Source organism: Candidatus Sulfurimonas marisnigri (assembly GCF_015265475.1).
GTDB lineage: Bacteria > Campylobacterota > Campylobacteria > Campylobacterales > Sulfurimonadaceae > Sulfurimonas > Sulfurimonas marisnigri.
Map to the genome: position 1 here is coordinate 706,782 of NZ_CP054493.1, position 22,541 is coordinate 729,322.

A 22,541-nucleotide genomic window follows, 5' to 3' on the forward strand; every position below is an offset into this window, starting at 1 on the left:
ATTAACCGTGCTTTCCATCAAACTTGCCACAAGAGGGTTGGGCCCTCTATCATATATTCTTCAATGAGTGAACCCGCTAAAGTTTACGCATATTTCAAGTGTCTTATAGAAGTTTTTGTTAGTCCACTTGATCTTAATCCTTGCAAGATTGCTTCTTTTATCATAACTATTTGTTAAGTGACTCTTTGTAAAGAGTTAGGATAGAAATCAATGGATTAAATAAGCTTATGGGAATTAAATATACAAACTACATAAAATAAGAATGTTGTTTTGTCATCTATTACCGGTATAGATGATGAAGTGATTGGACTATTCTATTAGTATGTAAAATTTATTTTTATATGTCAAATATACTCATATCATTAAATAAATCAACACAATGTATTGCTCATTCTGATTGTCAAGTAGTTATCCTTAAAGATAATTAATAAATAATATAGAAATTACTCAATAGTTAATCATGCTCAATTATCACTTAAAATAGTATCTTGAGAATATTCTGGTTAACAATAAAATAACTCGTAAGGAGAAAAAATGAACAATAGAAATAGTATTGGTGATGTTGTGAGGTATATATCTAAACAACCAAAGTTAGATCAAAGACTTGGGGTTAAGAAGATTTGTCAATTAATTGAGCAAAAACCTGTCACTAAGGAAAATATGCAACAGGTTAAAGTTGCACTTGAAGAAGAAGGTGCTCAAGCATATAAATCAGGAGAATATCCTGTGCTATCAAATTTAAAGGATTATAAGTTTTTACTGTATGTGGACTTTTCTAATAATTTTAGTGATTATAGTATGTCAAAAAAATCTGAATCTGACTTTATGTTTCAAGAAGAATGTGAACAATACCAAAAAGCATATACGGAATACAGTCTGGTTAACAAACGTGTGCTTTTAAAAAAAAGACTTGATGACCTTGGAGTAAATGTAAATGTTGATAACAATATGTTTTATGAAGATATTACCGGTGAACAACTGTTTGATCTAGATGATGTCATTATTAATATTCCCGAAGTAAATGAATTATTAGCAGATGGTTCTTACATTATCAATGCGGGAGGCATCATTAGAATTTATGTATTAACTAGATGTGCGATGCAGGTAGCATTAAATAATTTAAAACGCATGCCTTATCCTATTGATCCAGTGTTTTATAAAACATTTTCTGGTGGCACATGGGAAGATGGTATACAGCCACCAGACTTTCCACCATGTGAAGATATCCCATTGGATTGTGTATTCGAAGAGATAGAGGGCGTCAAGACTTTAGTTGTGGGGAGTTCAGAGTCGTTTGATATTTTATTAGGTAAAGGCCTTATAGACAAATACAATAGCTTAGAAGATTACAAAATCTTTAAATATTATTTTTCGAGCCTATAGATTGTTTATTTACTTTCTGAGATTGCTGTTTCAGCTGTCTTGCAGAAAGTATATTATTAATTTGAAAGACAGCTGAAACAGCAAAATCAGATTAGATTATACTTTGTAGTATTTGTATATAACATAGTAAAAATAAAATAATTACTAGTATGTATAATTTAAATAATTAATAAGAATAGTATCTTACTTGAGATACATATGCAACTTCTAGAAAATACTTATCCCTTATTCCGTAGCTTAAATTTATTATCCTTATGGATAAAAAATAAATAGGATAGAAATCACATATTAAGTACATAGTTTTACTATTTACAAAATTCAGTTCACTATTACGAACTTAACAGGAGGCTACTATGCCAGATAACGATGAATCAATAAATACTTTGTGTAAAAAATTATTTCAATTTTATAATAAAGTAGCATTAACAAAACAGGAACTAGCTCAAGTTTTAGGTGTTTCAATATCCTATATAGATAAAAGTTTAGCAAGGGGATACGGTGTACCAAACTATAAGAAGCTTGGGACTGCTTCTAATAGTAAAGTTATTTTTAATATCAATGACATAGCCCACTACCTTTCCGATACCACGAAGATGGTGTAGCGGATGGTACAACGAAAGCAAAACATATTACAGTATCAGTTCTTCTACAAGCTAACCGAAATAGAATTAGAACACATCGAAAAAGGAGGTTCTAATGGCTATGGTTAAGTCCAAGCGTTACACCGCAGTTTATATTAATGAATTGCAAAATGGTGATAAGAGCTATTATGTTGGCTATAACGATGCATCTGGAAAATGGGTGCGTACTAAAATTGGCAATAAATCACATGGTATTACTGAGGTATATGCTAACAATAAACGAATAGAGTATATCAACATTGCTAGGTTAGGTGAAGATCCAGTCTCTCATCGTAAACAAAAACAGAAGTTACTCTTTGACATAGTTGCAGAGTCATATTTTAAGGCTCTTGAAGAAGCAGGTAAAAAAGACCTTTATAATCCTAAAAATAGATATCGCTTGCATCTTCAAAAAGTCATTGGTACTAAGAGTATTACGGCTATTACAAAGAATGATCTTCTTTCTATCAAAGAGAAGATGCTTAAAACACATTCTAAAGCAAGCGTGAGACATATCATTACCTTAGCCTCAACAATTATCAATCACGCTATTACAAGCGATTCTATAAGGTTTAATAGTACTAACGTGGCAGTAGGTTTAGCATCTAATTTAAAAACAAATCATCGCAACAGATATCTGAACGAAGAAGAAGTTAAACAACTATTATTAGCTGTTGCAGATGATAAGGAAGTAAACCTATTTGTACGGCTATCACTCTCTACAGGTGGACGTTTAAATACGGTAATGAATATCCAAAAGAAGCACCTTCAAGGTAGAAATGTAGTACTAGAAGATTTTAAGTCAAATAAACAGCATCATGGCTATATCTCTAATCAACTCTTTAAAGGTATGGAAATTTTTTCTCACTTAGGTGCCAACGATTTTTTAATAGGCGAAAAAGCTGAACTGTATTCTCAACGTAAAATTCAAAGACGCTTGAAAAAAGTACTTGACGAACTCTTTAATAAAGGTCTTGATGTGAAGGATACAACTAACCGGCTTGTCGTGCATTCACTCCGTCACACCTTCATATCATTACTAATCATATCAGGTGCACCGATTGCATCTGTATCCCGTTTAGTGGGACACAACTCGATTGATATCACCATGCGTTACTCTCATTTAAATCCAAACACCGGAGAGGACTTTGTTAACGCTATTTTTTCTTCAGAAAAATCTAGCGAGTGATAATCCAAGTGTCTTAAGCAAATACGCTTCTGTTACAGTAAGTTGCCTCATCCGTGATTATCGCGGCATATAGGCTCAATAGGATAACGGATTAAAGAAAACGATATTATATATTTACACTATCGTAAGTAAAAATAAAAGTTTAACTTGAACGCCAAATAGCCGGTAAAAGAGTATTGTTTAATTAATCTGAAGTACGTTAAAAAGTCATTTAATCAATTTATAATAAGGATAATCGTGTTTAGTTTGGAGGGTTTGAAAAAAGTGGCTCCGGATACTGGATTCGAACCAGTGACCAAGTGATTAACAGTCACCTACTCTACCGCTGAGCTAATCCGGAATGTTCTAAGAGGTCGAAATTATACTTTATGGTGCTTAAAAAGTCAAGTCTTTTTAAGCTACTTTTTGAGTTTTCTTTTTTCGTTTACATGTAGAATTAAAAACTCTAAATTTCCAACTATTTTTTTTATTATTTTTGACTCATTAATTAGTACATATAGTCTGTTTTTGCTATCTTCATCAAACAATAAATTTACATCTTCCATGGTTAATGGTCTTTTGTCCAGTGTGTTTAGTATCTCTTCTTTTGTATAGCTGGAGTTATTTGGTTCGGCATGAACTCTTGAAGCTATATGAATAGGTAAAGTGCTGTCAAACTCTAACGATGCCTCATGCAACTCTTTATAGCTGATACCGCTTACTGGGTATGCAGGAGGTCTATCTATGGTCCCAAGGTCTATTCTATCAACATCAAGTTGCAACAAAACCTCGTTTAGCTTTTTTATTTCACTTTTGGTGTCATTTAGTCCATATACAAAAAGTATCTCTATGAAAAGTTTGCCTTTGTAAGCTTTACTGAACTTTATTACTTTTTCTACAATATTTTCTACATGTATACTCACATGTGGTCTATCTATTTTTTTAAATACATCTTCGCTTATTGCATCAAGTGAGAGTTTTACTTGATCAAGTTTTAAAAGTGAGTTAAATACTTTTTCATCCACAAGAGTAGCGCTGTTTGTAAGTATAAGAGTCTCTGTTTTATTTTTGATTTTGTCTATCTCATCTATAAGTTCACTCAGTTGCGGGTAGAGGGTAGGTTCACCATTTGCTGTTAGTGTTATAACATCTATTTTGTCATCTAAATGCTCTTTAAGCTCATTTATAATTGTTGGGATATCTACTGTATTTGATTGTATATCAACTGTTGCACTGGGAGAGAGTTCACAGTAAAGGCAGTCAAAATTACACTGTTTAAGGGCAGGGGAGAGGTCTATACCCAAAGAAGAACCAAATCTTCTTGAGTTTATAGGACCGAAAATTGTTTTCACTATTTTTTACTAACTCTTTGACACTCTTTTACAAAGTGTATAGCATTTTCAACTGGTACATCAGGAAGGATTCCATGACCAAGGTTGAATATATGACGTTTAGTGCCCATAGTTTCTTGAATAACTTCTACACAATGAGTTGTAGCTTCTTTAGAGTAAAGGCGACATGGCTCCATATTTCCTTGAAGAACATATTTATCACCAAGTTTCTCTTTAGCAAGTGACATTGGAGTTGACCAATCTACTCCAAATACATCAAAATTTCCATATACTTTATCTAAAAATGCAGGGATACCTTTAGGGAACATGATTACTGGAATATGTGGGTATTTCTCTTTTAAGTACTCAGCAATCTCTACCATGTAACTCCAAGAAAACTCATCATACTTACCCGGCTCAATAGCAGCTGCCCATGAGTCAAAGATTTGTACAACATCAATACCGGCTTGAATTTGTTTTTCCATATATAGTTTAACAACTTCAGTAACTTTTCTAAGTATTTTGTGTAAAAGTTCAGGGTTTGAGTACATCATTTTTTTACAAATGTTGTAAGTTTTTGTACCTTGCCCCTCTATCATGTAAGTAGCAAGTGTCCAAGGAGCACCCGTAAAACCGATAAGTGCTTTTTCATCACCTCTGGCATCGAGTTGCTCTCTTAGCAGTTCAATAGTTTCATACACGTAAGTAAGTTTAGAAGCTGCCTCTTCACCGCCTAGAAGTCTGTCTAAGTCTTCTTGAGTTGAAAGAGGGTCGTTAAACTTTGGACCTTCACCTTTGATAAACTCCAAATCCATGCCCATCTCATCAGGTATAACAAGGATATCACTAAATAAAATAGCTGCATCAACACCAACAATATCAAGCGGCTGAATAGTAACCTCTGCTGCTCTTTTAGGGTCATGACAAAGGTTTAAAAAGTTTCCTGCCTCAGCACGAACTTTCATATATTCCGGAAGGTAACGACCCGCTTGTCTCATCATCCAAACCGGTGTGTATGGAGTCTCTTTCCCAAAGCATGCGTCTACAAATATTTTACTCATTTCTTTCCTTTTACTTATAATTTAATGACTTTTTCCGACTTTTCCCAAGAAGAAAAGTCCAACTGCAACGGCAGTGATTGATAGCGCGAAGTATAACATATCTAAGGCACCATCATAGTGAGTATGACCTACCTTTTGAAAAAAACCAACAACAAGTACCATTACAATAACTTTTGAAATTTTATCTTTTAGCTGATCAAGGGAGTGTATTGATAATATTTTGTTTTCTCCTCCTGCTTCATCTCTCGCCGCGTCTATGTCAGAAATAAACAGCTCATAAAGACCAAAAGAAAAAAGAAGCATAACAACACCGATTAGGTATAAGTCAACTGCGCCGATAATTCCTCCGACAACATCCTCATGAAAGTTCTCTGGATGAGCGTGGTTCAAGTAGCTGGTTACAACAAACTTCGCAGTGTCATAGATATCAAAACTTGCAACAATAAACAGAATAACAGCCCCCATAAGTCCAAAAATTACAGCAAGAATAATTATAAATCTGGAGCTCCATAAGCTACTTTCAAATAATTTTTCTATCATAACTATTTCTCCTCTTGCATCTCTGCCCATTTTTGAGCAATTCTTACAGCATTTGTAGCTGCTCCAACTCTAAGATTGTCAGCAACAACAAAAAGGTGAATCATTTTTTTAGAGAAGTTATCATTTCTTATGCGGCCAACAAAAGTTTCATTCATATCCACACAAGTTGAAGGCATAGGGTAGAGCGCTTCTTCTGGTTTGTCCAAAATAACGATGTTTGGAGTCATGCTTAAAATCTCTCTAACTTTATCTGCTTGAACATCAGAGCTAAAAGTAAGAGTAAGTGCTTCTGCATGACCACGTAGAGTTGGAACACGAACACATGTAGCACTAAGAGGAATCTCTTTATGCATGATTTTAGTAGTTTCATTAACCATCTTCATCTCTTCTTTTGTGTATCCATTTTCCATGAAAACATCAATCTGAGGGATTACATTTAGAGCAATTTGTTGGTTAAAAACTTTATGCTCAGAGTCACTTAATTTAAAAGCAAAAAAGTCTTGCATTTGTGTAACTAACTCTCCCATAGCCTCTTTACCAGCTCCTGAAGTTGCTTGATACGTGCTAACATCAACTCTTACTAAGTCATAAGCTTCATCAAGAGGTTTAAGTACTTGAACCATCTGAATAGTTGAACAGTTTGGGTTTGCTATGATTCCGCTATCTTCCCATTTGGCAATATCCTCAGGGTTTACTTCAGGAACAACAAGTGGAATGTTTTTATCCATTCTAAAGTGAGATGTATTGTCTATAACTACAGCTCCAGCTTTAACTGCATATGGAGCAAACTTTTCACTTATATTTCCACCAGCACTAAAAAGTGCAATTTCAATCTCTTCTTCTTCAAATATTGTTTCGGTAAGTTCTTGTATAGCAATCTCTCTTCCATTAAACTCTACAGCTTTGCCTATACTTCTAGCACTTGCAAGTGGAACCAGTTTGTTTAAAGGGAAATCAATCTCTTGTAAGATTGTTAATATCTCTTCACCAACTGCTCCATTGGCTCCAACTACTGCTACATTATATTTTTTCATACTTTTCTCCTATAATTCATAAGTTTTTATTTTTTTTACTAAAATCGTTATGCTCATTCCAAGGATTTCGGATGCTTTTTCTATATCACCATCCTCTGAACTAAGTACTTCTTGAATTAGCTCTTTCTCCATACTTGAAATGTCTTTACTATTTGTTAGCCCACGAGGCTCCAAAAAAAGCTCTTCAGGGGTAATCTCATCTGTATCACTCAAGATAACGGCTCTCTCAACAACAGAAATAAGCTCTCTTATGTTTCCTGGCCAGTTATAAGATAAAAGTTGTTTCTCAGCCTCATTTGAAAAACTTTTAAGATTGAAATCGTACTTTTGACAGTTTTGCTCTAGCACTTTGTAAGCAATCTCTAAAATCTCTTCCACTCTATTTTTTAATGGTGGAATGTTTAGAGGAATTGTATTTAAACGGTAGTATAAATCTTCTCTAAATTTCCCATCTTTAATCTTATTGTTTAAGTTTGCATTTGTTGCTGAAATCACTCTTATATCTATTTTAATACTCTTAGATGAGCCGAGTCTTCTTACCTCTTTTTCTTGAAGGGCACGAAGTAGTTTAGCTTGGACAGAATAAGGCATTTCACCAATCTCATCTAAAAATAGTGTTCCGCCTTGAGCAATCTCAAATAGTCCTGCTTTTGCTTCACTAGCATCGGTAAAAGCACCTTTTTCAAATCCAAAAAGTTCACTCTCAATAAGGTTTTCAGGTATGGCAGCCATATTTATTGCAACAAAAGGTTTTTTTGCTCTTGGAGAATTTTCATGGATGTAAGAGGCAAATACTTCCTTGCCCACACCACTTTGACCTAAAAGTAAAATACTTGCATCAGTTTTACACGCTTTATCGGCAATGTTTAAAACAGACTTTAGTGCTTTTGATGTTCCTAAAAAACCGTTTGAAGTGTTTTTACTATTAGAAATAGGGAGCTTTTTTTTGGCTTTTTGAACTTTGTCTTCCCTCCTGATAGCAGTGATTAAAGTATCTACATCAAATGGCTTAAGTAAAAAATCTTTTACTCCAAGATGAATAGACTCTATTGCCCTTTGAAGAGTTGCATTTCCTGTCATCATAATAACTTCAAATTTCCCATTTAAAGTTTTAATAAACTCTATCCCATCCATCCCTGGCATATTTATATCGGTTATTACTAAATCAAAACTCTCATTAAGGTTTTTTAAGGCATCTTTTGCATTTTTGAATGTTTTAATTTCAAACTCTTTATAGTCGCCCATAGCGATTTCAAGAGATTTTCTCATATTAATATCATCTTCAACGATTGCAATTTTCAATAATAATCCTATGTTTTTGGGTGATTTAAACCCTTATTTTAATGGTGAAATTTTAGCAAAATTATCATTAAAATCGACTTTGAAGCAAGTTGTTTTAAGCGTGAGTATTGTTGTTGATCTGTTTTGTAGGTTTATAGTCTCCTCTTGATGTTCTACATGTAGGCCAAGTTTATGTATGTACTCCAGAAAAAGTTCTGAGTTTTTAGAGACTAGTTTTTTTAAATTTTCATTATTAGTGTTTTCTAAAATAAGATATTTATATGGTTTTCCATCGCATTTTGTCATAGCTTGGGATATATTTAGTGTTTCATTGTATAGGAGAGTGTCTTTTACGACATATCGGTAAGATATAAGGTATTCACCTGCATTTAGTGCAAGTGAATTAAAAAATATTATTGAGCAAAGTCTGAGTGCGAGATTACGATTTCCATCTCTACTTCGCATAGTCCCTCTTTAAAAGTTGTCTCAACAACATTGGCATTTCTAATCATTGCATTAACAGAAGTACGAATAACTGATCTTTTAACCATCATATTTTTGATTAAGTCTTGACCATCAATACGAACACCTTTTACTTTTTCAGCTATAGCTCTATAAGCATCTGCAATAGCTGCTCTTTTTGCTAAAGCATATGCTTGAGCAGGAGAAACTGTATTCATTGGAGCAACACCTTGACCGGTAACGCTTATGTGAATAGTTTGGTTTTTATTTAAAACAGCTTCTCTTTCCTCAGCCTCAGCCGCATATAAAGCTTCTTGCTCTCTCTCAAGGTTTACTTTAGCAAGGTCAGCTTTTGCACGCGCTGTTTCTTTTTTTGCTTTAGCCAGCTCTGCATTTGTTTGCTCCATAACTGAAGTGTCAACTGATTGAATTTTATCAGCTCCAAATAGTGAAGAAACACTTAACAGTAGTGCAAGTAATATAGAAAATTTCATGGTTTGTCCCTTAGCATGATTTAATATAGGAGCTTAAGCAACTACTATACCAACTCAGTCGGATCAATAAAAAGAGCATCATCCTCATCTTCATCTTGATCTGGTTGTTTTGGACAACGAGAAACACTTGCTACATCATCACCTTTTACTATATACACACCAGAAGTATTTCTACTTGATTTAGATATAGTTTGCATATCTACTCTAATCATTTTTCCAGCGTTAGTAAGAGCCATCATATCCATGCCTTCATCTACCATTAGACAACCTACAATATTTTTACCAGTTTTAGCAGTCATCTTCATAGCTATTACACCTGAACCACCACGGTTAGTTAAGCGGTATTCACCAGCATCTGTACGTTTACCGATACCTTTTTCAGCAACTATTAAAATCTCTTGCTCATCATTAGCAATGATATTTGCATCAACTACTACATCTTCATTGTGTTTAAACTTGATCCCTCTAACACCTCTAGTGCTACGACCTTGTTCACGAGTTTTTTCAATGTCAAATTTAATACATTGAGCAAGTTTAGTAACTATAAATAAGTACTTAATACTTTGATCTGCTATTTTTGCTGTAATTAAAGCATCATCATCATCAAGAACAATAGCTCTTACTCCATTGCTTCTAATATTTGAGAATTCACTTAAGTTAGTTCTTTTTACAATACCTTTTTGTGTAAAGAATACTAGTCCTTTCTCTTCACTAAAGTCAGTTGTTGGGATGATAGAACGAATTTTTTCATCAGCCATAAGGTTAAGAAGGTTTACAACAGCCTTACCTTTAGCAATCCTGCTTCCTTCAGGGATTTTGTAAACTTTCAGCCAGTGTAGTTGACCACGATCTGTTACAAATAGAAGTGTGTCGTGTGTGTTACATGTAAAGAATCTCTCAATAAAGTCGTCTTCATAAGTGGTTACAGCAGTCTTGCCTTTTCCACCACGTTTTTGTTTTTCATAAGAAGCTAGAGGGACTCTTTTAATGTAGCCCCTATGAGTAATAGTTACTACCATCGGCTCATTAGGGATTAAATCTTCTATATCTATGTCATCATAGTCATCTTCAACTTCTGTACGTCTAACATCAGTATATGTAAGAAGAAGTTCATCAAACTCATCATTAATAATTCCATGTAAAATTTCTTCACTTTTTAGTATTGACTCTAGGTACTCAATAAGTGCAATAAGCTCACGTAGTTCATTTTCGATTTTTTCGCGCTCTAAACCTGTAAGTTTTCCAAGGCGCATATCTACAATACTTTGTGCTTGAATTTGAGAAAAATCAAACTCTGAAACTAGGTTGTCTCGTGCTTCTTCTATGTTTGTACTTGCCTTGATTACTTTTATGATTTTATCAATAATATCAAGTGCTTTTTTAAGACCTTCTAAAATATGTGCTCTTGCCTTTGCTTTTTCAAGGTCAAAAATTGTACGGCGAATAATAATAGTTTTACGGTGATTTATAAAGTGCTTTAATATAGTTATTATTCCAAAGATTCTTGGCTCTTGATTTAATATAGATAGCATGATAATACCGAATGTAGTTTGCATGCTAGTTTGTTTGAAAAGATTGTTTAGAACTATTTCGCTGATAGCATCTCTTTTTAGCTCAATAACAACTCTCATACCGTCACGGTCAGATTCATCACGAATCTCTGATACGCCATCAATCATTTTGTCTTTAACAAGGTTTGCTATATTCTCTATAAGACGTGCTTTATTTACTTGGTAAGGTAGCTCATCGATAATAATAATATCTCTGTTACCTTTTTTTTCTATATGGGTTTTTGCACGAACTTTTATACGACCACGACCTGTCTCATAAGCATCCATAATCCCTTTTTTACCAAAAATGATACCGCCAGTTGGAAAGTCAGGTGCTTTTATATGTTGCATTATTTCAGATAGCTCTATGTCTGGATTTTTAAGAAGTGCTTTTAATCCATTCATAATTTCAGTAGGATTGTGAGGAGGAATATTTGTCGCCATACCAACTGCTATACCAGATGAACCATTAATAAGGAGGTTTGGAGCGCGAGTAGGCATTACATCTGGTTCTTTAGTAGTCCCATCGTAGTTCTCTATCATATTAACTGTGTTTTTATCAAGGTCTTTTAGAAGTTCACCAGCATACTTAGTCATACGAGCTTCTGTATATCTCATTGCCGCTGCAGAATCACCATCAACAGAACCGAAGTTTCCTTGACCATCAACAAGTTGCATTCTCATTGAGAAATCCTGAGCCATACGAACAAGAGCATCATAAACAGCAGTATCACCGTGCGGATGGTACTGACCAATAACATCACCAACTATACGAGCTGATTTTTTAAACTTTGCACCGTGTGAAAGGTTTAATTTATCCATCGCATAAAGAATTCTTCTGTGAACAGGTTTTAATCCGTCACGAACATCAGGGAGTGCCCGACCTACAATTACGCTCATAGAGTAATCAAGGTAGCTGTTTTGAAGTGTCTCTTCAATATTTATAGTTTGTATCTCATCGTTGTTTAGCAAATCGCCCATATACACACCTGTTCTTTCAAAAATAAAATTCTTTTATAATATCTTAATATCCCTTAAGATATTGATAAAATTAATAAAAGTTTTTAAGAAAATTTGTATGTGTGAAATTGTGAAGCCAAATTTATTGAAATTTTATAGTATAGTAATGTTTTAAAATTATATTCGTTAAATACAATGTATATATGTTAAAATTAAAAGTGGATTTTATTTTACAATTTATAAAATCAAATAGCATGTGCTTAAATATTAATCACAATTTTGATTAATTACTCATACTTAACTTGTATACTTTTGGAAGTTAAACAATAAAGGATAATAAATGAAGAGACTTTTTCTGGCTTTGTTGGCATTGCCAACATTTGTATTTGCAGAGGATACGTTAAGCAGCGGTGACACTGCTTGGATGATAGTTGCTACGGCTTTAGTTATGTTGATGACACCTGCGGGATTAGCACTGTTTTATGGTGGTCTTACTCGTAGTAAAAATGTTATTAACACTGTCAGTATGAGTTTAGGTGCTTTCGCAGTTGGTAGTTTGGTGTGGGTATTAGTTGGTTACTCAATCGCATTTGGTGATGGTGACTTAATTGGTTCTGGAAAGGTTATGTTATCTGGAATTACTTCAGACACATTAAGTGGTACTATTCCTGAGCTTCTTTTTGTTGCATTTCAAGGAACTTTTGCAGCAATTGCTGTTGCAATTGCTAGTGGTTCAATGATAGAGAGAGTTAAGTTCTCTACATTTATGGTATTTGTTGCATTATGGATTGTAGCTGTTTATGCTCCTATTACACACTGGGCGTGGAGTGGTAATTCGACTACATTGAACTTTGGTGAGATGGACTTTGCTGGTGGTACTGTTGTTCACTTAAATGCTGGTGTTGCTGGTTTTGTAGTTGCAATGATTTTAGGTAGAAGAAAAGATTACGGTAAAGTTGCTATCAAGCCATTTTCACCTATATTAGTAGCTCTTGGTGCTGCATTACTATGGTTTGGTTGGTTTGGTTTTAATGCTGGATCTGAGCTAGCTGCTGATGGCGTTGCTGCATCTGCTTTCTTAGTTACAAATATTGCTGCTTCTCTTGGTGTTATTGGTTGGATAGCTGTTGAGTGGTTAGTTTACAAAAAAGCTACTTTAGTTGGTGGTGCTTCTGGTGCTGTTGCTGGTCTTGTTGCTATTACTCCCGCTGCTGGTTCTGCTGGTGTTGAGGGTGCAATTATTATAGGTTTAGTTGGTGGTGCTTTAGGTTTTTATGGTGTTTCTAAACTTAAAAACATGTTCAAAGTTGATGATTCTTTAGATGCATTTTGGATCCACGGTTTAGTTGGTATTTGGGGTTCAATTGCTACGGCAATATTTATTGCTGACTATGCGATGGCTAAAGATTATGACATGATGTCTCAACTGGTAAGTCAATTTCAAGCAATTGGATTAACTATAGTTTATAGTGGTGTTGTTACAGCAATAGTTTACTTTATTGCGTCTGCTTTAACTGGCGGTGGTAGAGTTGATGAGGAGACTGAAGCAAAAGGTCTTGATGAAACAGTTCACGGCGAAAAGGCTATTAACCTATAATTAAAATACTTAGGGGAGAGGAGTTAATTCCCCCCCCCCCTTTTTTTTGTGTGTAGAGATACCATAAGTTGCATTAAACCTTAAATATGGTTACAATTTTAAACTAAAATTTGGAGATATTATTATGAAAAGAGTAGAAGCGGTTATTAAACCATTTAAATTAGAAGATGTAAAAGATGCCTTAGCTGAAATAGGCATTGATGGAATGACGGTAAGTGAAGTGAAAGGTTATGGTCGTCAAAAAGGTCATAGTGAGCTTTACCGTGGTGCTGAGTATGTAGTAGACTTTTTACCAAAAATAAAAATGGAAATGGTAGTGGCTGATGAGATGGTTGAGCAAGTAACAAATACAATTGTTGAAGCTGCTAGAACTGGTAAAATCGGTGATGGTAAAATATTTGTTACAGATATTGAAAAAATTATCCGTATCCGTACTGGTGAAACTGACAGCGAGGCGATTTAATTATAACGCCAAAGGAAGTAATTTCTTTGGCAACGCTTACTCCGCTTAGGCAACTCGTCGTTGAGAATGCCATTGGTCAGCATTCCTAAAAGATGACTCCTATTTAAGTAGAATATTTACTTGAATTCTTCAAACTGATTAAAAATTAATCAACTCAAAAAAGAACTACATAGTATTTAAGCTATAATATTTCCTTTAATTTTAAAAGGATATTTACATGTTAGAAGCTGATTTTAAATATATAATTGATACTTTCTTCACACTATTCACAATGGTCTTAATAATATTCATGGTTCCTGGTTTTGCCATGCTAGAAGCTGGACTTGTACGTACAAAAAATGTATCTGCTGTTCTTACAATAAATGTAATGATTTACGCAGTTGCATCTTTGGCCTTTTTGCTCGTAGGTTATGAGCTAGCTTTTGGTGGCTGGGAGAGTGATACTCAGAGTATATGGGCAGTTTTTATGTTTCAAATGGCATTTGTTGGTAAAACAGTAAATATTATGAGTGGTGGTGTTAGTGAGCGCGTTCGTATTATTCCTCTTGCTATATTTACAGTTGTTATGGGTGCAGTTATATACCCATTAGTTGTAAATGTAACTTGGGGTGCAGATATTCTAGCAGGTACAATGCTAGATATTGATATGTATGATTTAGCAGGTTCAACTGTGATTCACTCAACAGGTGGTTGGGCTCTTCTTGCTGCAATTATGATAATGGGTCCAAGAAAGGGTCGCTACGTAGATGGAAAAATTAGAGTTATACCAGCTTCAAATATACCACTTGTTGTTTTGGGAGCACTTCTTCTTTGGATAGGTTGGTTTGGTTTCAACGGTGGAAGTGTTGGTTCTATTTCCTCTGTTGAGAATGCAAACAGCGTTGCTAAAACAATTATGAATACTAATACAGCTGGTCTAGCTGGTGCTATCATTGCTGGATTTATTATGTATTTCAGATATAAACTGCTTGATATTACTATGATTTTAAATGGTGCGTTGGGTGGTTTAGTTGCCGTTACTGCTGGACCTGATTTGTATGACATGTACACACCTATTTTAATTGGTCTAATCGGTGGTGCTTTAGTTGTTTTTGCAGTTCCTCTCTTTGATAAACTAAAATTAGACGATCCTGTTGGAGCACTTTCAGTTCACCTTGTAAATGGTGTCTGGGGAACTTTGGCAGTTGGAATATTTGTAGATAGCGTCTCTTTTATGGCACAATTGAAGGGTGTTTTAATCGTAGCAGTTTTTGCATTTAGTGTTTCATTTGTAGTCTTATATAGTATAAATAAAATATCAAGATTCAGAGCAGAAGATGATGCTCAAGTTGAAGGCATGGATGTAAATGAGTGTGGTGTAGAAGCTTATCCAGAATTCAAACGTGCTATATAGACTTCATACTCTTCTTTTAACAAAATAGTAACAATCTTTTTGTTACTATTACCATCATGATTAACTACAGCCGCCCATTACTAATATCACTTGTCTTTCATTCTATATTGATTTTAATGCTGCTGTTTACTTGGAGATATTACTCTGGTAATAAAAAAGCAGAGTGTGAAACTATAGTTTGTGTTCAACTAAGTAACCTACAGGCTAAAGAGATTACCAAAGAGAAGATAAATGTTGAAAATCCAAAGCCTCAAGAAGAACAAAAGACTGCAACTAAACAAGATAAAATCACTCCCAAAGAAATACATGTAGCTCCAGTTATAGTGCCAATAAAAGAAGATATTTTTGAACCAAAGACGCAAGATAGTGAAAAAATACAAGAGACTGAGACAATCAAAGCAGAAATAATAGCCGAAGAAGGTGTTTTAGAAGAAAAAACTGCTGTAAAAATTGCTGAAAAAAAGTTACATGTAGAACCAAATATAAACAAAGAAGAAGTTGCAAAAGAGTATTTGAAAATCAATACGCAGAAAATAACGCAACTTTTACAAGAGAACCTATACTATCCAAGAAATGCTAGAAAAAGAAATATTACCGGTGAGGTTTTTATAAGATTTACACTAGGTATTGATTCTGAAGTTTATGATGTTGAGATTGTAAACTCAAAAAATAATATATTAAGTCGTGCAGCAGTTAAAACAATAGAAGATTTGTCCGGGAAATTTCCAAAACCTAATAAAGAAATTATTTTAAATGTACCAATAAATTATAATTTGAGTGAATAAATTTTTTTATATTTACTATATAAGTCGGATTTTATAATAAGATATAAAAAGATTTTATCGTTTGTTGAGAGTAAAAATCAAGCATATTTATCCAAATAATACTAACAAATTGAGGTTCGATGATTAAGATAATAACGAATGGTATAAGTAAGTTTTCTTTCGATAAGATGCCAGTATAATTTTGTAAAGGAAAATAATGGAAAAAATAAATACCTTATTAGAGAAATATAATAATTTTAAAGATGCTCAGATTCGCTCAATTCAACCACTTTCGGATACTTCAAAAGTTCTTACAATTGTAGTGCAAGATGATGATGGTGAAGATCTTAATACTGTTAAGATAGAGTTTATCAATATCAGTAATTCAAGAATATTGGAAAACAGTGTACTGCCTTATATGGATATGGGTTTTGGAATTAGTCTTATTAAAGAACATGGTTTATATGGTTTTGCACTAGGAAGTGGTACAGCTATGCTACATGTTCATAATGCACCATTATATATTGTTTCTTCAGATATTAAAATTGAAGAAAAATAAAAATCAAGTAAGCATAATTACAACTAAAAAGACTTAGTTTGTATTATATAATGTGTTGACAGACTATAAACCTAAAAAGATCTAACTAAGAGTTGAGAAGATAAGTAACTTGATGATAGACGGTTTGGGATTCGAAATTATTTATTTATTATTATTTTATTTTTCTAATTAAAAAAAGTAATAAGGCTAGAGATAAACTATGCTACTATTATCAAAAATTTGTATTATTATAATAAAGGACAACAGATGAAAAGTGGAAAAGTATTATCATTATATATGACCATGCCTGACATGATGCGTTCTGGTCACCGCATGAAGTGTGATGACTTTGACTGTGATTCTAATGGTATCGTAGGTAGTAGAGACTATGAAAATGGAACAGAGCCAGTATTGGTTTTAGTTTCAAAAAAGAGTTATGATATCATAGAAGAGGCGGAACTTGTTCTTGAAAAAGGTGTATTGATGGAAAACATTTATGTAGACATTGACCTTTATCATCTAAACAAAGGATCGATAATCGAGATCGGGGAAACTCTCTTTGAAGTGACTGGACCATGCGAGGATTACCGTTACCTATATGCATTTGCACCTGAGCTTCCTGAACTAATTCATGGAAAACGTGGTCTTTTTGTATCTCCTGTAGACTATGGAGGAATCAAAATTGGAAATGAAGTAAAGGTAATAAAAGAGATTTAAGATGAATCTTCTTCTTTGTTTTAGAAGGAAAGAATGTTATCTAGAGTTGAAAGAATTTGAATTTAGGTTCAATTATAGATGAGAAGATCTATATAAATTACTGTTAAAGATCTTTAGAAAAAATTCTCTTAACTAGGGCATGTCCCCTTTAAAAAAGGAGTACGAAACATGAAAAAAATAGGTATTGGAATAGACTACAGTAACATCTGTAAAGACTTTAATACAGTATATTTAGATAGAGACAATACAGATCCCCAAACCTCCAAATGTATGAAAGAGGTGCTCGCTTGGACTAAGGAGTTTGTATCTGAACTTATAGAAAGTTTCGGATATGAAATATATAGTTTAAACTCTTCTACTTCAGTAAAGATAGACAATATTGCTTCTAAAAGATTTCTTTTTTACTCTCTAGAGAAAGAGATATTATTACAAAACTATATTATACAAAAAGAATATGCACAATATGATAATTTAGCTGAATGGGAGATAGACAACAACGATAGTGTAGTTATCCAAAATGATGAGGATGGCGGAGGAATCTACCTCTTTCTTAATGAAAACTCTAGTGTACATAAATGGATAACTAATAAACTGCAAAACTTTTCTTTAGATGAAGTACCCTTTTCTGCAAAATAAAAAATATTTTGTTTAGTCGTCTTAATCTTCACCATTTATATCAAGGTTATCCATAAATTGTTTTGCTAATATTTCAGCTTTTTTATAAAACTTCTCAGCAATCTCTGGAACAAATAACTTATGTACAACCTCATTAAATAGTTTTAACCAACGCTCAAAAGTTTCAGGATAAAGCTCTCCTATAAAAGCATGTGAAGGAAAAGGGTCACCCATATAGCCTCTCTCTCCGGTCATCATCATAAGCCAAAAGTTATCTAGAGTATTAAAATGCTCATGCCACTTGCCATTTTTTAAATCATCACCTAAGGCTTTGATGAAGTAAGGACCTAGAACATCATCTTTAAGAATGATTGCATAAAACTCACGCACCATTTTTTTTATCGTACCTCTATCTACAGTATTATAAGGCATAGCATCTCCTTGTATGAATGATGAGAGTATAGCTAAACTATAATACAACGGTATTGATTAATATCAAGTCCACTTGAATATTTAGATTATCATGCCACTAAAAGTCAAGGCACAATTTATGTAGTTTAAATTCCACCTAATTAAGCTACTTTTTCTAAAGAAACTTCGTTGTAAAACTTACATGATATAAGCATTCATCAGCTTTTGATAATTAAGAACGGAATTAAATTTATTGAAATTGTAAAATTTAACATACTTGGAATGTCCCCTATAAACTAGACAATATTTAATTCAGTAATTTAGATAAAATAATACGAATGTATTATGAGATTTAATAGGATTAAAAAATGGCAAGAGTAGTTTATAGTGAAGAGTTCAGAATAGAAGCGGTGAAGCAAGTTACAAAAAATGGGTATAGCATTACAGATACTGCTGATAGACTAGGAGTTCATCCTGACTCACTAAGAAACTGGATAAAAAGATTAGAATCTCCCCAAGCAATACAAAAGCATCAAATATTAGATGAATCTCAAATAGAGATAAAGAAACTCCAAAAAGAGCTCAAAAGAGTTACAGAAGAGAGGGACATACTAAAAAAGGCCGCGGTGTACTTTGCAAGCCACACAAACTAAAATATGCTTTTATAAAAGTATATAGTGAAGTTTATTCAGTTCATAGACTTTGCAAAGTTATGCAAGTACACCGTAGCGGATATTATCAGTGGCTAAATCAGCCGATCTCAGATAGAGAACTTGAAAATAAAGAATTGCTAATACAGATTAAAGATGCATTCAAAGCATCAAATGGTGTTTATGGTCACAGGAATATTCATAAAGACCTCAAAGAGTTAGGTATTCATGTAAATAAAAAGCGAGTAGCTAGACTCATGAGTGAAGCTAAACTGTATGGGGTAGGCACTTATAAACGTAAGCCATATAGTAAGGCTGGTCCAGCTCACAAAGCTTATCCAAACCATCTTCATCAGTGTTTCATTTCAGGGAAGCCAAATGACACATGGGTGAGTGATATAACTTACATTAGAACTAAAGAAGGATGGATATTTTTAGCCACTGTTATTGATTTATATAGTAGAAAAATTATTGGCTGGGCAACTGGCCATCGCCAAACTACACCGTTAATTGTTGAAGCATTAAAAATGGCCACAACAAGACTAAGTAAGGATGACAAGGTCATACTTCACTCAGATCAAGGGAGTCAATATGCTTCTTACGACTATAAAAAGTTTGCAACTTCACATAATATTACTCTGAGTATGAGTCGAAGAGGAAACTGTTATGACAATGCAGTTGCCGAGAGCTTTTTTAAGACTCTAAAAAAGGAGCTTGTTAGAAAACAGATATTTTTAACGAGAGAAATTGCAGCTTCTAAAATATTTGAATATATAGAAATGTTCTACAACTCAAAAAGAAGACATAGTTATTTAGATTATATTTCACCGAATGAGTTTGAAAAAAGGTATAATCAAAAGTCTTTAAAAAGTTAGGTTTTTACTAGTTTAGTAATTGTCTAGTTTATAGGGGACATTCCAACTTGCTAATAACTTCTATATACTAATTGCTGGTTGCAAACTATAACTGCTCAATTAGATGTTTAATATACGTTGTATTGAAAGATTTTATGCTCATAAATTTAAATTGATGTTGTACGTTTCTTTCTAGGTTATATAGCTTATATAACATATGTATTCACATAATTTAATCTTTGTTAATACTTATCTTAAAATTACACTCTTATTGCCACATATGAATAAGTCAATAGAGTAAAATGATGTATATTTGTATATCTAATCAATAATATTAGTGATTTTTATATTTTTCAGACTATAGATTGGTGTTTTGAGTGTAACTATTCTACTCATATCAATAAATTCAAATTGATCTAATTGTGTAACTATTCTACTCATTCTATATGATTTCATATTATTATTATCGTAATAATTAGCATGCTTAGAGTCTATAAGAGACTTCTTGTTTGACAAATAAAAGCTCTTTTATATGCCCTTTGTTAAGTGCTTTAGCTAGCTTCTTCTTCTCTTCTTTTAGATCTTTAATTTCTTCTTTGAAATCTTTAATCTCATCTTTGTAGGTTTTGTTCGCTTATATTTAAGATCTAATATTAGATATAAAACTTAAAAACATTGTAAGAAGATTTAATGTAACTTTATGGAAACTTTTTCAGTAAATACAAGGAGTTAAACATGATAAAAAAAGTAAAAGAAGGTCCGGCAGGTTATATGCCACAGTCAGCACCATCCATGGGAGTCGAACTTGCACCAAAAGGTCAAGCTTTACTTTATGGGAATGTTGTCACTGAAGAAGAGGCAATGAGAGATGCTGCAATAGCATTACTCACAAAGGATAACCCAACAATCTTCCCTGGTCCTCAAGTTCTATGGGACTGGAAAGATGATGTTGCAGAGAAAGCTGCAGCTCTATTAGAACTTGCGTCAGAGATTCCAAACTGTAAAATTATTCCAATGCCAGATTACAGACCAAAATATCCAAAAATCGATGTTAAGGCTGAAATCAATCCAAATCACCCGAATCTAACAATCTTAGATAACAAAATCAAAGCTTGTGTTTTTGTAGGTGTACACTGTCACTACGCAAATCTTACACTTAGAATGATCCGTGCTGGTACAGATTGTTATACGGTTGCATTATGTGCCTATATGGGACATGAAGAAGCGATGGCATCAATCAGAGATTTACATGCAGATGATATTAGAAAATTCAAAGATATTGTCATTGAAGAGAGAAATAAACTAGGCATTGAGTGGACTACTACTCTACCACCTGAAAATCCATCTTTACCAAAAGAGGATTATAGTACATTGTCACCGGCAGACTATGGCGAGTATAGAAGTCTCATCATGTCTAAAAAAGGTGAACATGTTACTGCAGTTGAATAAAGGAGAAAATAGATGAGCGCAATTGAAAGACCACAATTAAATAAGAAACTAGTAGATATTAATTATATGTTAAAAGAGGCTCCAAGAGAAAAGCACTTTATTACAGGTGCTCAAGCGATGGCGGAAGCTGTTAAAAGAGCAAACGTAGATATGGCTATTGCATATCCTATTACGCCACAATCAGAGGTTATGCACCTTGTTGGTGATATTTATCACCAAGGTCATATTAAAGAGTATTACAGAGCTGAAGAAGAGCTTGGTACGATGTCAGCTATCGCTGGTGCTTCAAGAGCAGGTGTTCGTTTGTTTACAGCAACATCAGGACCCGGACTTCTTAGAGGTTTAGAAGCAATTGTATCTTGGTCTGGACATAGAGTTCCAGCAGTATTAGGTATTTTAACTCGTGTTGTAAATGCACCATTATCAATACAGCCAGATAATATCGAAATGGCATACATGATGCACTGTGGTGCTGTTATGTTACATGCTGAGAATCAGCAAGATGTGTTTGATATGACATTGGCAGCATTTGCAATTGCAGAAAAAGTTGATGTTTATATTCCTGTAGCAGTTGCAACAGAAGGTTTCTTCGTAACACACGCAAAAGGTTACGTTGATATGACTCCTGAGGATATGGCACTAACTGCATTTGATCCAGTTGCTGCACCAGTTCCAGCTATGGACAATGAAACGCCACCAGCTAGAATCCAAAGAGATGCTCCTGTTCAAAAGTCAAACTTTATGAGTTACTTAATTCATGCAGTATGGCAGCAAGAGATCTGGGATTCAAATAAGCGTGCAATGAAATATATCTATGAGTATCTTGGTGGACCAATAGAAGTTCTTAACCCTGATGCTGATGTATTTGTTGTTGCTTCTGGTTGTGCTGCTGCACAAGGTAGAGAAGCTCATAGAGCTTCGCAAGAATTGGGTTTAAATGTTGGTTTGATCAAAGTAAAAGCAATTAGACCATTTCCAATTGATGAAATCAAAGAAGCAACTAAGAATGCTAAGACACTAATTGTTCCTGAACATAACATTATTGGTTGGTTGTCTCAAGAAGTTAAAGCAGCTATACCTAATGGTGGTATTGTTGTAGGTGGTCCAAGAGTATTCGGTGGTATGACGCTTCCGGTTGAATTGATTATGAAAGAAATTTATACCGCTCTTGGTTTAGAATACGATCTGAAATTATAAAAAAGGGAT

At 33.8% G+C, this 22,541-nt stretch carries 23 protein-coding genes and 1 tRNA gene; 13 read left to right on the forward strand and 11 right to left on the reverse strand.

Features of this window, described 5'->3' with window-relative positions:
• The first annotated feature begins 534 nt into the window (after nt 1-534).
• The 3 genes from HUE87_RS03575 (at nt 535) to HUE87_RS03585 (ending at nt 3,192) form a co-directional block, all read left to right on the forward strand.
• A complete protein-coding gene (locus HUE87_RS03575) occupies nt 535-1,383 on the forward strand; it encodes a hypothetical protein (protein ID WP_194367370.1) in 849 nt (282 codons plus the stop codon).
• Nucleotides 1,384-1,736: 353 nt separating this feature from the next.
• Nucleotides 1,737-1,985, forward strand: a complete 249-nt coding sequence (locus HUE87_RS03580) for a hypothetical protein (protein WP_194367371.1) — start codon at nt 1,737-1,739, stop codon at nt 1,983-1,985.
• A 94-nt stretch (nt 1,986-2,079) separates the two neighbouring features.
• Nucleotides 2,080-3,192: a tyrosine-type recombinase/integrase gene (locus HUE87_RS03585; RefSeq protein ID WP_194367372.1), complete on the forward strand. Its 1,113-nt coding sequence runs from the start codon at nt 2,080-2,082 to the stop codon at nt 3,190-3,192.
• Nucleotides 3,193-3,457: 265 nt separating this feature from the next.
• Here the strand turns inward: HUE87_RS03585 and HUE87_RS03590 are convergent.
• From HUE87_RS03590 to gyrA, 9 genes are all read right to left on the reverse strand, one after another.
• A tRNA-Asn gene (locus HUE87_RS03590) sits at nt 3,458-3,532 on the reverse strand.
• 58 nt (nt 3,533-3,590) lie between these two features.
• A complete protein-coding gene (locus HUE87_RS03595) occupies nt 3,591-4,523 on the reverse strand; it encodes a radical SAM protein (protein WP_194367373.1) in 933 nt (310 codons plus the stop codon).
• Nucleotides 4,523-5,563: a uroporphyrinogen decarboxylase gene (gene hemE, locus HUE87_RS03600; protein ID WP_194367374.1), complete on the reverse strand. Its 1,041-nt coding sequence runs from the start codon at nt 5,561-5,563 to the stop codon at nt 4,523-4,525. Before hemE ends, HUE87_RS03595 begins: the two co-directional genes overlap by 1 nt.
• Nucleotides 5,564-5,584: 21 nt before the next feature.
• Nucleotides 5,585-6,103: a YqhA family protein gene (locus HUE87_RS03605; protein WP_194367375.1), complete on the reverse strand. Its 519-nt coding sequence runs from the start codon at nt 6,101-6,103 to the stop codon at nt 5,585-5,587.
• Nucleotides 6,104-6,105: 2 nt separating this feature from the next.
• Nucleotides 6,106-7,137 (reverse strand): aspartate-semialdehyde dehydrogenase, encoded by a 1,032-nt coding sequence (locus HUE87_RS03610; protein WP_194367376.1) that lies wholly within the window; start codon nt 7,135-7,137, stop codon nt 6,106-6,108.
• Between the two features lie 9 nt (nt 7,138-7,146).
• Nucleotides 7,147-8,439 (reverse strand): sigma-54-dependent transcriptional regulator, encoded by a 1,293-nt coding sequence (locus tag HUE87_RS03615; RefSeq protein ID WP_194367377.1) that lies wholly within the window; start codon nt 8,437-8,439, stop codon nt 7,147-7,149.
• A 33-nt stretch (nt 8,440-8,472) separates the two neighbouring features.
• Nucleotides 8,473-8,883, reverse strand: coding sequence for a hypothetical protein (locus HUE87_RS03620; protein ID WP_194367378.1), 411 nt, complete (start codon nt 8,881-8,883; stop codon nt 8,473-8,475).
• Complete coding sequence (locus tag HUE87_RS03625) at nt 8,832-9,374, reverse strand: LPP20 family lipoprotein (protein ID WP_194367379.1); 543 nt, start codon at nt 9,372-9,374, stop codon at nt 8,832-8,834. Before HUE87_RS03625 ends, HUE87_RS03620 begins: the two co-directional genes overlap by 52 nt.
• A gap of 44 nt (nt 9,375-9,418) precedes the next feature.
• Nucleotides 9,419-11,905 carry a DNA gyrase subunit A gene (gene gyrA / locus HUE87_RS03630; RefSeq protein ID WP_194367380.1) on the reverse strand — a complete coding sequence of 829 codons (2,487 nt, stop codon included), beginning with the start codon at nt 11,903-11,905 and terminating at the stop codon, nt 9,419-9,421.
• Between the two features lie 319 nt (nt 11,906-12,224).
• Here gyrA and HUE87_RS03635 point away from each other — a divergent pair, with 319 nt between their 5' ends.
• The 7 genes from HUE87_RS03635 to HUE87_RS03665 all read left to right on the forward strand — a co-directional run bounded on the left by HUE87_RS03635 (nt 12,225) and on the right by HUE87_RS03665 (nt 17,992).
• Nucleotides 12,225-13,481 (forward strand): ammonium transporter, encoded by a 1,257-nt coding sequence (locus tag HUE87_RS03635; protein ID WP_194367381.1) that lies wholly within the window; start codon nt 12,225-12,227, stop codon nt 13,479-13,481.
• 124 nt (nt 13,482-13,605) lie between these two features.
• On the forward strand, nt 13,606-13,944 hold the full coding sequence (locus tag HUE87_RS03640; protein WP_194367382.1) for a P-II family nitrogen regulator: 339 nt from the start codon (nt 13,606-13,608) through the stop codon (nt 13,942-13,944).
• Between the two features lie 217 nt (nt 13,945-14,161).
• Complete coding sequence (locus HUE87_RS03645; protein WP_194367383.1) at nt 14,162-15,337, forward strand: ammonium transporter family protein; 1,176 nt, start codon at nt 14,162-14,164, stop codon at nt 15,335-15,337.
• A gap of 116 nt (nt 15,338-15,453) precedes the next feature.
• Nucleotides 15,454-16,122, forward strand: coding sequence for an energy transducer TonB (locus tag HUE87_RS03650; RefSeq protein WP_194367384.1), 669 nt, complete (start codon nt 15,454-15,456; stop codon nt 16,120-16,122).
• Between the two features lie 196 nt (nt 16,123-16,318).
• Nucleotides 16,319-16,660 carry a hypothetical protein gene (locus HUE87_RS03655; RefSeq protein ID WP_194367385.1) on the forward strand — a complete coding sequence of 114 codons (342 nt, stop codon included), beginning with the start codon at nt 16,319-16,321 and terminating at the stop codon, nt 16,658-16,660.
• A gap of 246 nt (nt 16,661-16,906) precedes the next feature.
• On the forward strand, nt 16,907-17,356 hold the full coding sequence (locus HUE87_RS03660; protein ID WP_194367386.1) for an MOSC domain-containing protein: 450 nt from the start codon (nt 16,907-16,909) through the stop codon (nt 17,354-17,356).
• Nucleotides 17,357-17,524: 168 nt separating this feature from the next.
• Nucleotides 17,525-17,992 (forward strand): hypothetical protein, encoded by a 468-nt coding sequence (locus HUE87_RS03665; RefSeq protein WP_194367387.1) that lies wholly within the window; start codon nt 17,525-17,527, stop codon nt 17,990-17,992.
• A 21-nt stretch (nt 17,993-18,013) separates the two neighbouring features.
• Here HUE87_RS03665 and HUE87_RS03670 read toward each other — a convergent pair whose 3' ends face one another.
• Nucleotides 18,014-18,403, reverse strand: coding sequence for a group III truncated hemoglobin (locus HUE87_RS03670; protein ID WP_194367388.1), 390 nt, complete (start codon nt 18,401-18,403; stop codon nt 18,014-18,016).
• 347 nt (nt 18,404-18,750) lie between these two features.
• Between HUE87_RS03670 and HUE87_RS03675 the strand changes: the two genes are divergently transcribed.
• Nucleotides 18,751-19,907 (forward strand): IS3 family transposase gene (locus tag HUE87_RS03675; RefSeq protein WP_430732976.1). Its coding sequence is split into 2 segments (ribosomal slippage): nt 18,751-18,994 and nt 18,994-19,907, totalling 1,158 coding nucleotides; the frame shifts between segments, so codons are not numbered across the junction.
• A 300-nt stretch (nt 19,908-20,207) separates the two neighbouring features.
• Here HUE87_RS03675 and HUE87_RS12780 read toward each other — a convergent pair.
• Nucleotides 20,208-20,342, reverse strand: a complete 135-nt coding sequence (locus tag HUE87_RS12780) for a hypothetical protein (RefSeq protein ID WP_268246178.1) — start codon at nt 20,340-20,342, stop codon at nt 20,208-20,210.
• A gap of 279 nt (nt 20,343-20,621) precedes the next feature.
• Between HUE87_RS12780 and HUE87_RS03680 the strand changes: the two genes are divergently transcribed.
• A complete protein-coding gene (locus HUE87_RS03680; RefSeq protein WP_194367389.1) occupies nt 20,622-21,335 on the forward strand; it encodes a carbon monoxide dehydrogenase beta subunit family protein in 714 nt (237 codons plus the stop codon).
• Nucleotides 21,336-21,347: 12 nt separating this feature from the next.
• Nucleotides 21,348-22,532 carry a ferredoxin oxidoreductase gene (locus HUE87_RS03685; protein WP_194367390.1) on the forward strand — a complete coding sequence of 395 codons (1,185 nt, stop codon included), beginning with the start codon at nt 21,348-21,350 and terminating at the stop codon, nt 22,530-22,532.
• The last annotated feature ends 9 nt before the right edge of the window (nt 22,533-22,541 follow it).

What these genes read in the sequence shown, in the direction of transcription:
- HUE87_RS03585 (WP_194367372.1), top strand. Translation starts at nt 2,080, where the DNA reads ATGGCTATGGTTAAGTCCAAGCGTTACACCGCAGTTTATATTAATGAA.
- HUE87_RS03635 (WP_194367381.1), top strand. Translation starts at nt 12,225, where the DNA reads ATGAAGAGACTTTTTCTGGCTTTGTTGGCATTGCCAACATTTGTATTT.
- HUE87_RS03650 (WP_194367384.1), top strand. Translation starts at nt 15,454, where the DNA reads ATGCTGCTGTTTACTTGGAGATATTACTCTGGTAATAAAAAAGCAGAG.
- HUE87_RS03660 (WP_194367386.1), top strand. Translation starts at nt 16,907, where the DNA reads ATGAAAAGTGGAAAAGTATTATCATTATATATGACCATGCCTGACATG.
- HUE87_RS03625 (WP_194367379.1), bottom strand. Translation starts at nt 9,374, where the DNA reads ATGAAATTTTCTATATTACTTGCACTACTGTTAAGTGTTTCTTCACTA.
- HUE87_RS03680 (WP_194367389.1), top strand. Translation starts at nt 20,622, where the DNA reads ATGATAAAAAAAGTAAAAGAAGGTCCGGCAGGTTATATGCCACAGTCA.
- hemE (WP_194367374.1), bottom strand. Translation starts at nt 5,563, where the DNA reads ATGAGTAAAATATTTGTAGACGCATGCTTTGGGAAAGAGACTCCATAC.
- HUE87_RS03645 (WP_194367383.1), top strand. Translation starts at nt 14,162, where the DNA reads ATGTTAGAAGCTGATTTTAAATATATAATTGATACTTTCTTCACACTA.
- HUE87_RS03580 (WP_194367371.1), top strand. Translation starts at nt 1,737, where the DNA reads ATGCCAGATAACGATGAATCAATAAATACTTTGTGTAAAAAATTATTT.
- HUE87_RS03670 (WP_194367388.1), bottom strand. Translation starts at nt 18,403, where the DNA reads ATGCCTTATAATACTGTAGATAGAGGTACGATAAAAAAAATGGTGCGT.
- HUE87_RS03640 (WP_194367382.1), top strand. Translation starts at nt 13,606, where the DNA reads ATGAAAAGAGTAGAAGCGGTTATTAAACCATTTAAATTAGAAGATGTA.
- HUE87_RS03620 (WP_194367378.1), bottom strand. Translation starts at nt 8,883, where the DNA reads ATGCGAAGTAGAGATGGAAATCGTAATCTCGCACTCAGACTTTGCTCA.
- HUE87_RS03610 (WP_194367376.1), bottom strand. Translation starts at nt 7,137, where the DNA reads ATGAAAAAATATAATGTAGCAGTAGTTGGAGCCAATGGAGCAGTTGGT.
- HUE87_RS03605 (WP_194367375.1), bottom strand. Translation starts at nt 6,103, where the DNA reads ATGATAGAAAAATTATTTGAAAGTAGCTTATGGAGCTCCAGATTTATA.
- HUE87_RS03575 (WP_194367370.1), top strand. Translation starts at nt 535, where the DNA reads ATGAACAATAGAAATAGTATTGGTGATGTTGTGAGGTATATATCTAAA.
- HUE87_RS03685 (WP_194367390.1), top strand. Translation starts at nt 21,348, where the DNA reads ATGAGCGCAATTGAAAGACCACAATTAAATAAGAAACTAGTAGATATT.
- gyrA (WP_194367380.1), bottom strand. Translation starts at nt 11,905, where the DNA reads ATGGGCGATTTGCTAAACAACGATGAGATACAAACTATAAATATTGAA.
- HUE87_RS03665 (WP_194367387.1), top strand. Translation starts at nt 17,525, where the DNA reads ATGAAAAAAATAGGTATTGGAATAGACTACAGTAACATCTGTAAAGAC.
- HUE87_RS12780 (WP_268246178.1), bottom strand. Translation starts at nt 20,342, where the DNA reads ATGAAATCATATAGAATGAGTAGAATAGTTACACAATTAGATCAATTT.
- HUE87_RS03655 (WP_194367385.1), top strand. Translation starts at nt 16,319, where the DNA reads ATGGAAAAAATAAATACCTTATTAGAGAAATATAATAATTTTAAAGAT.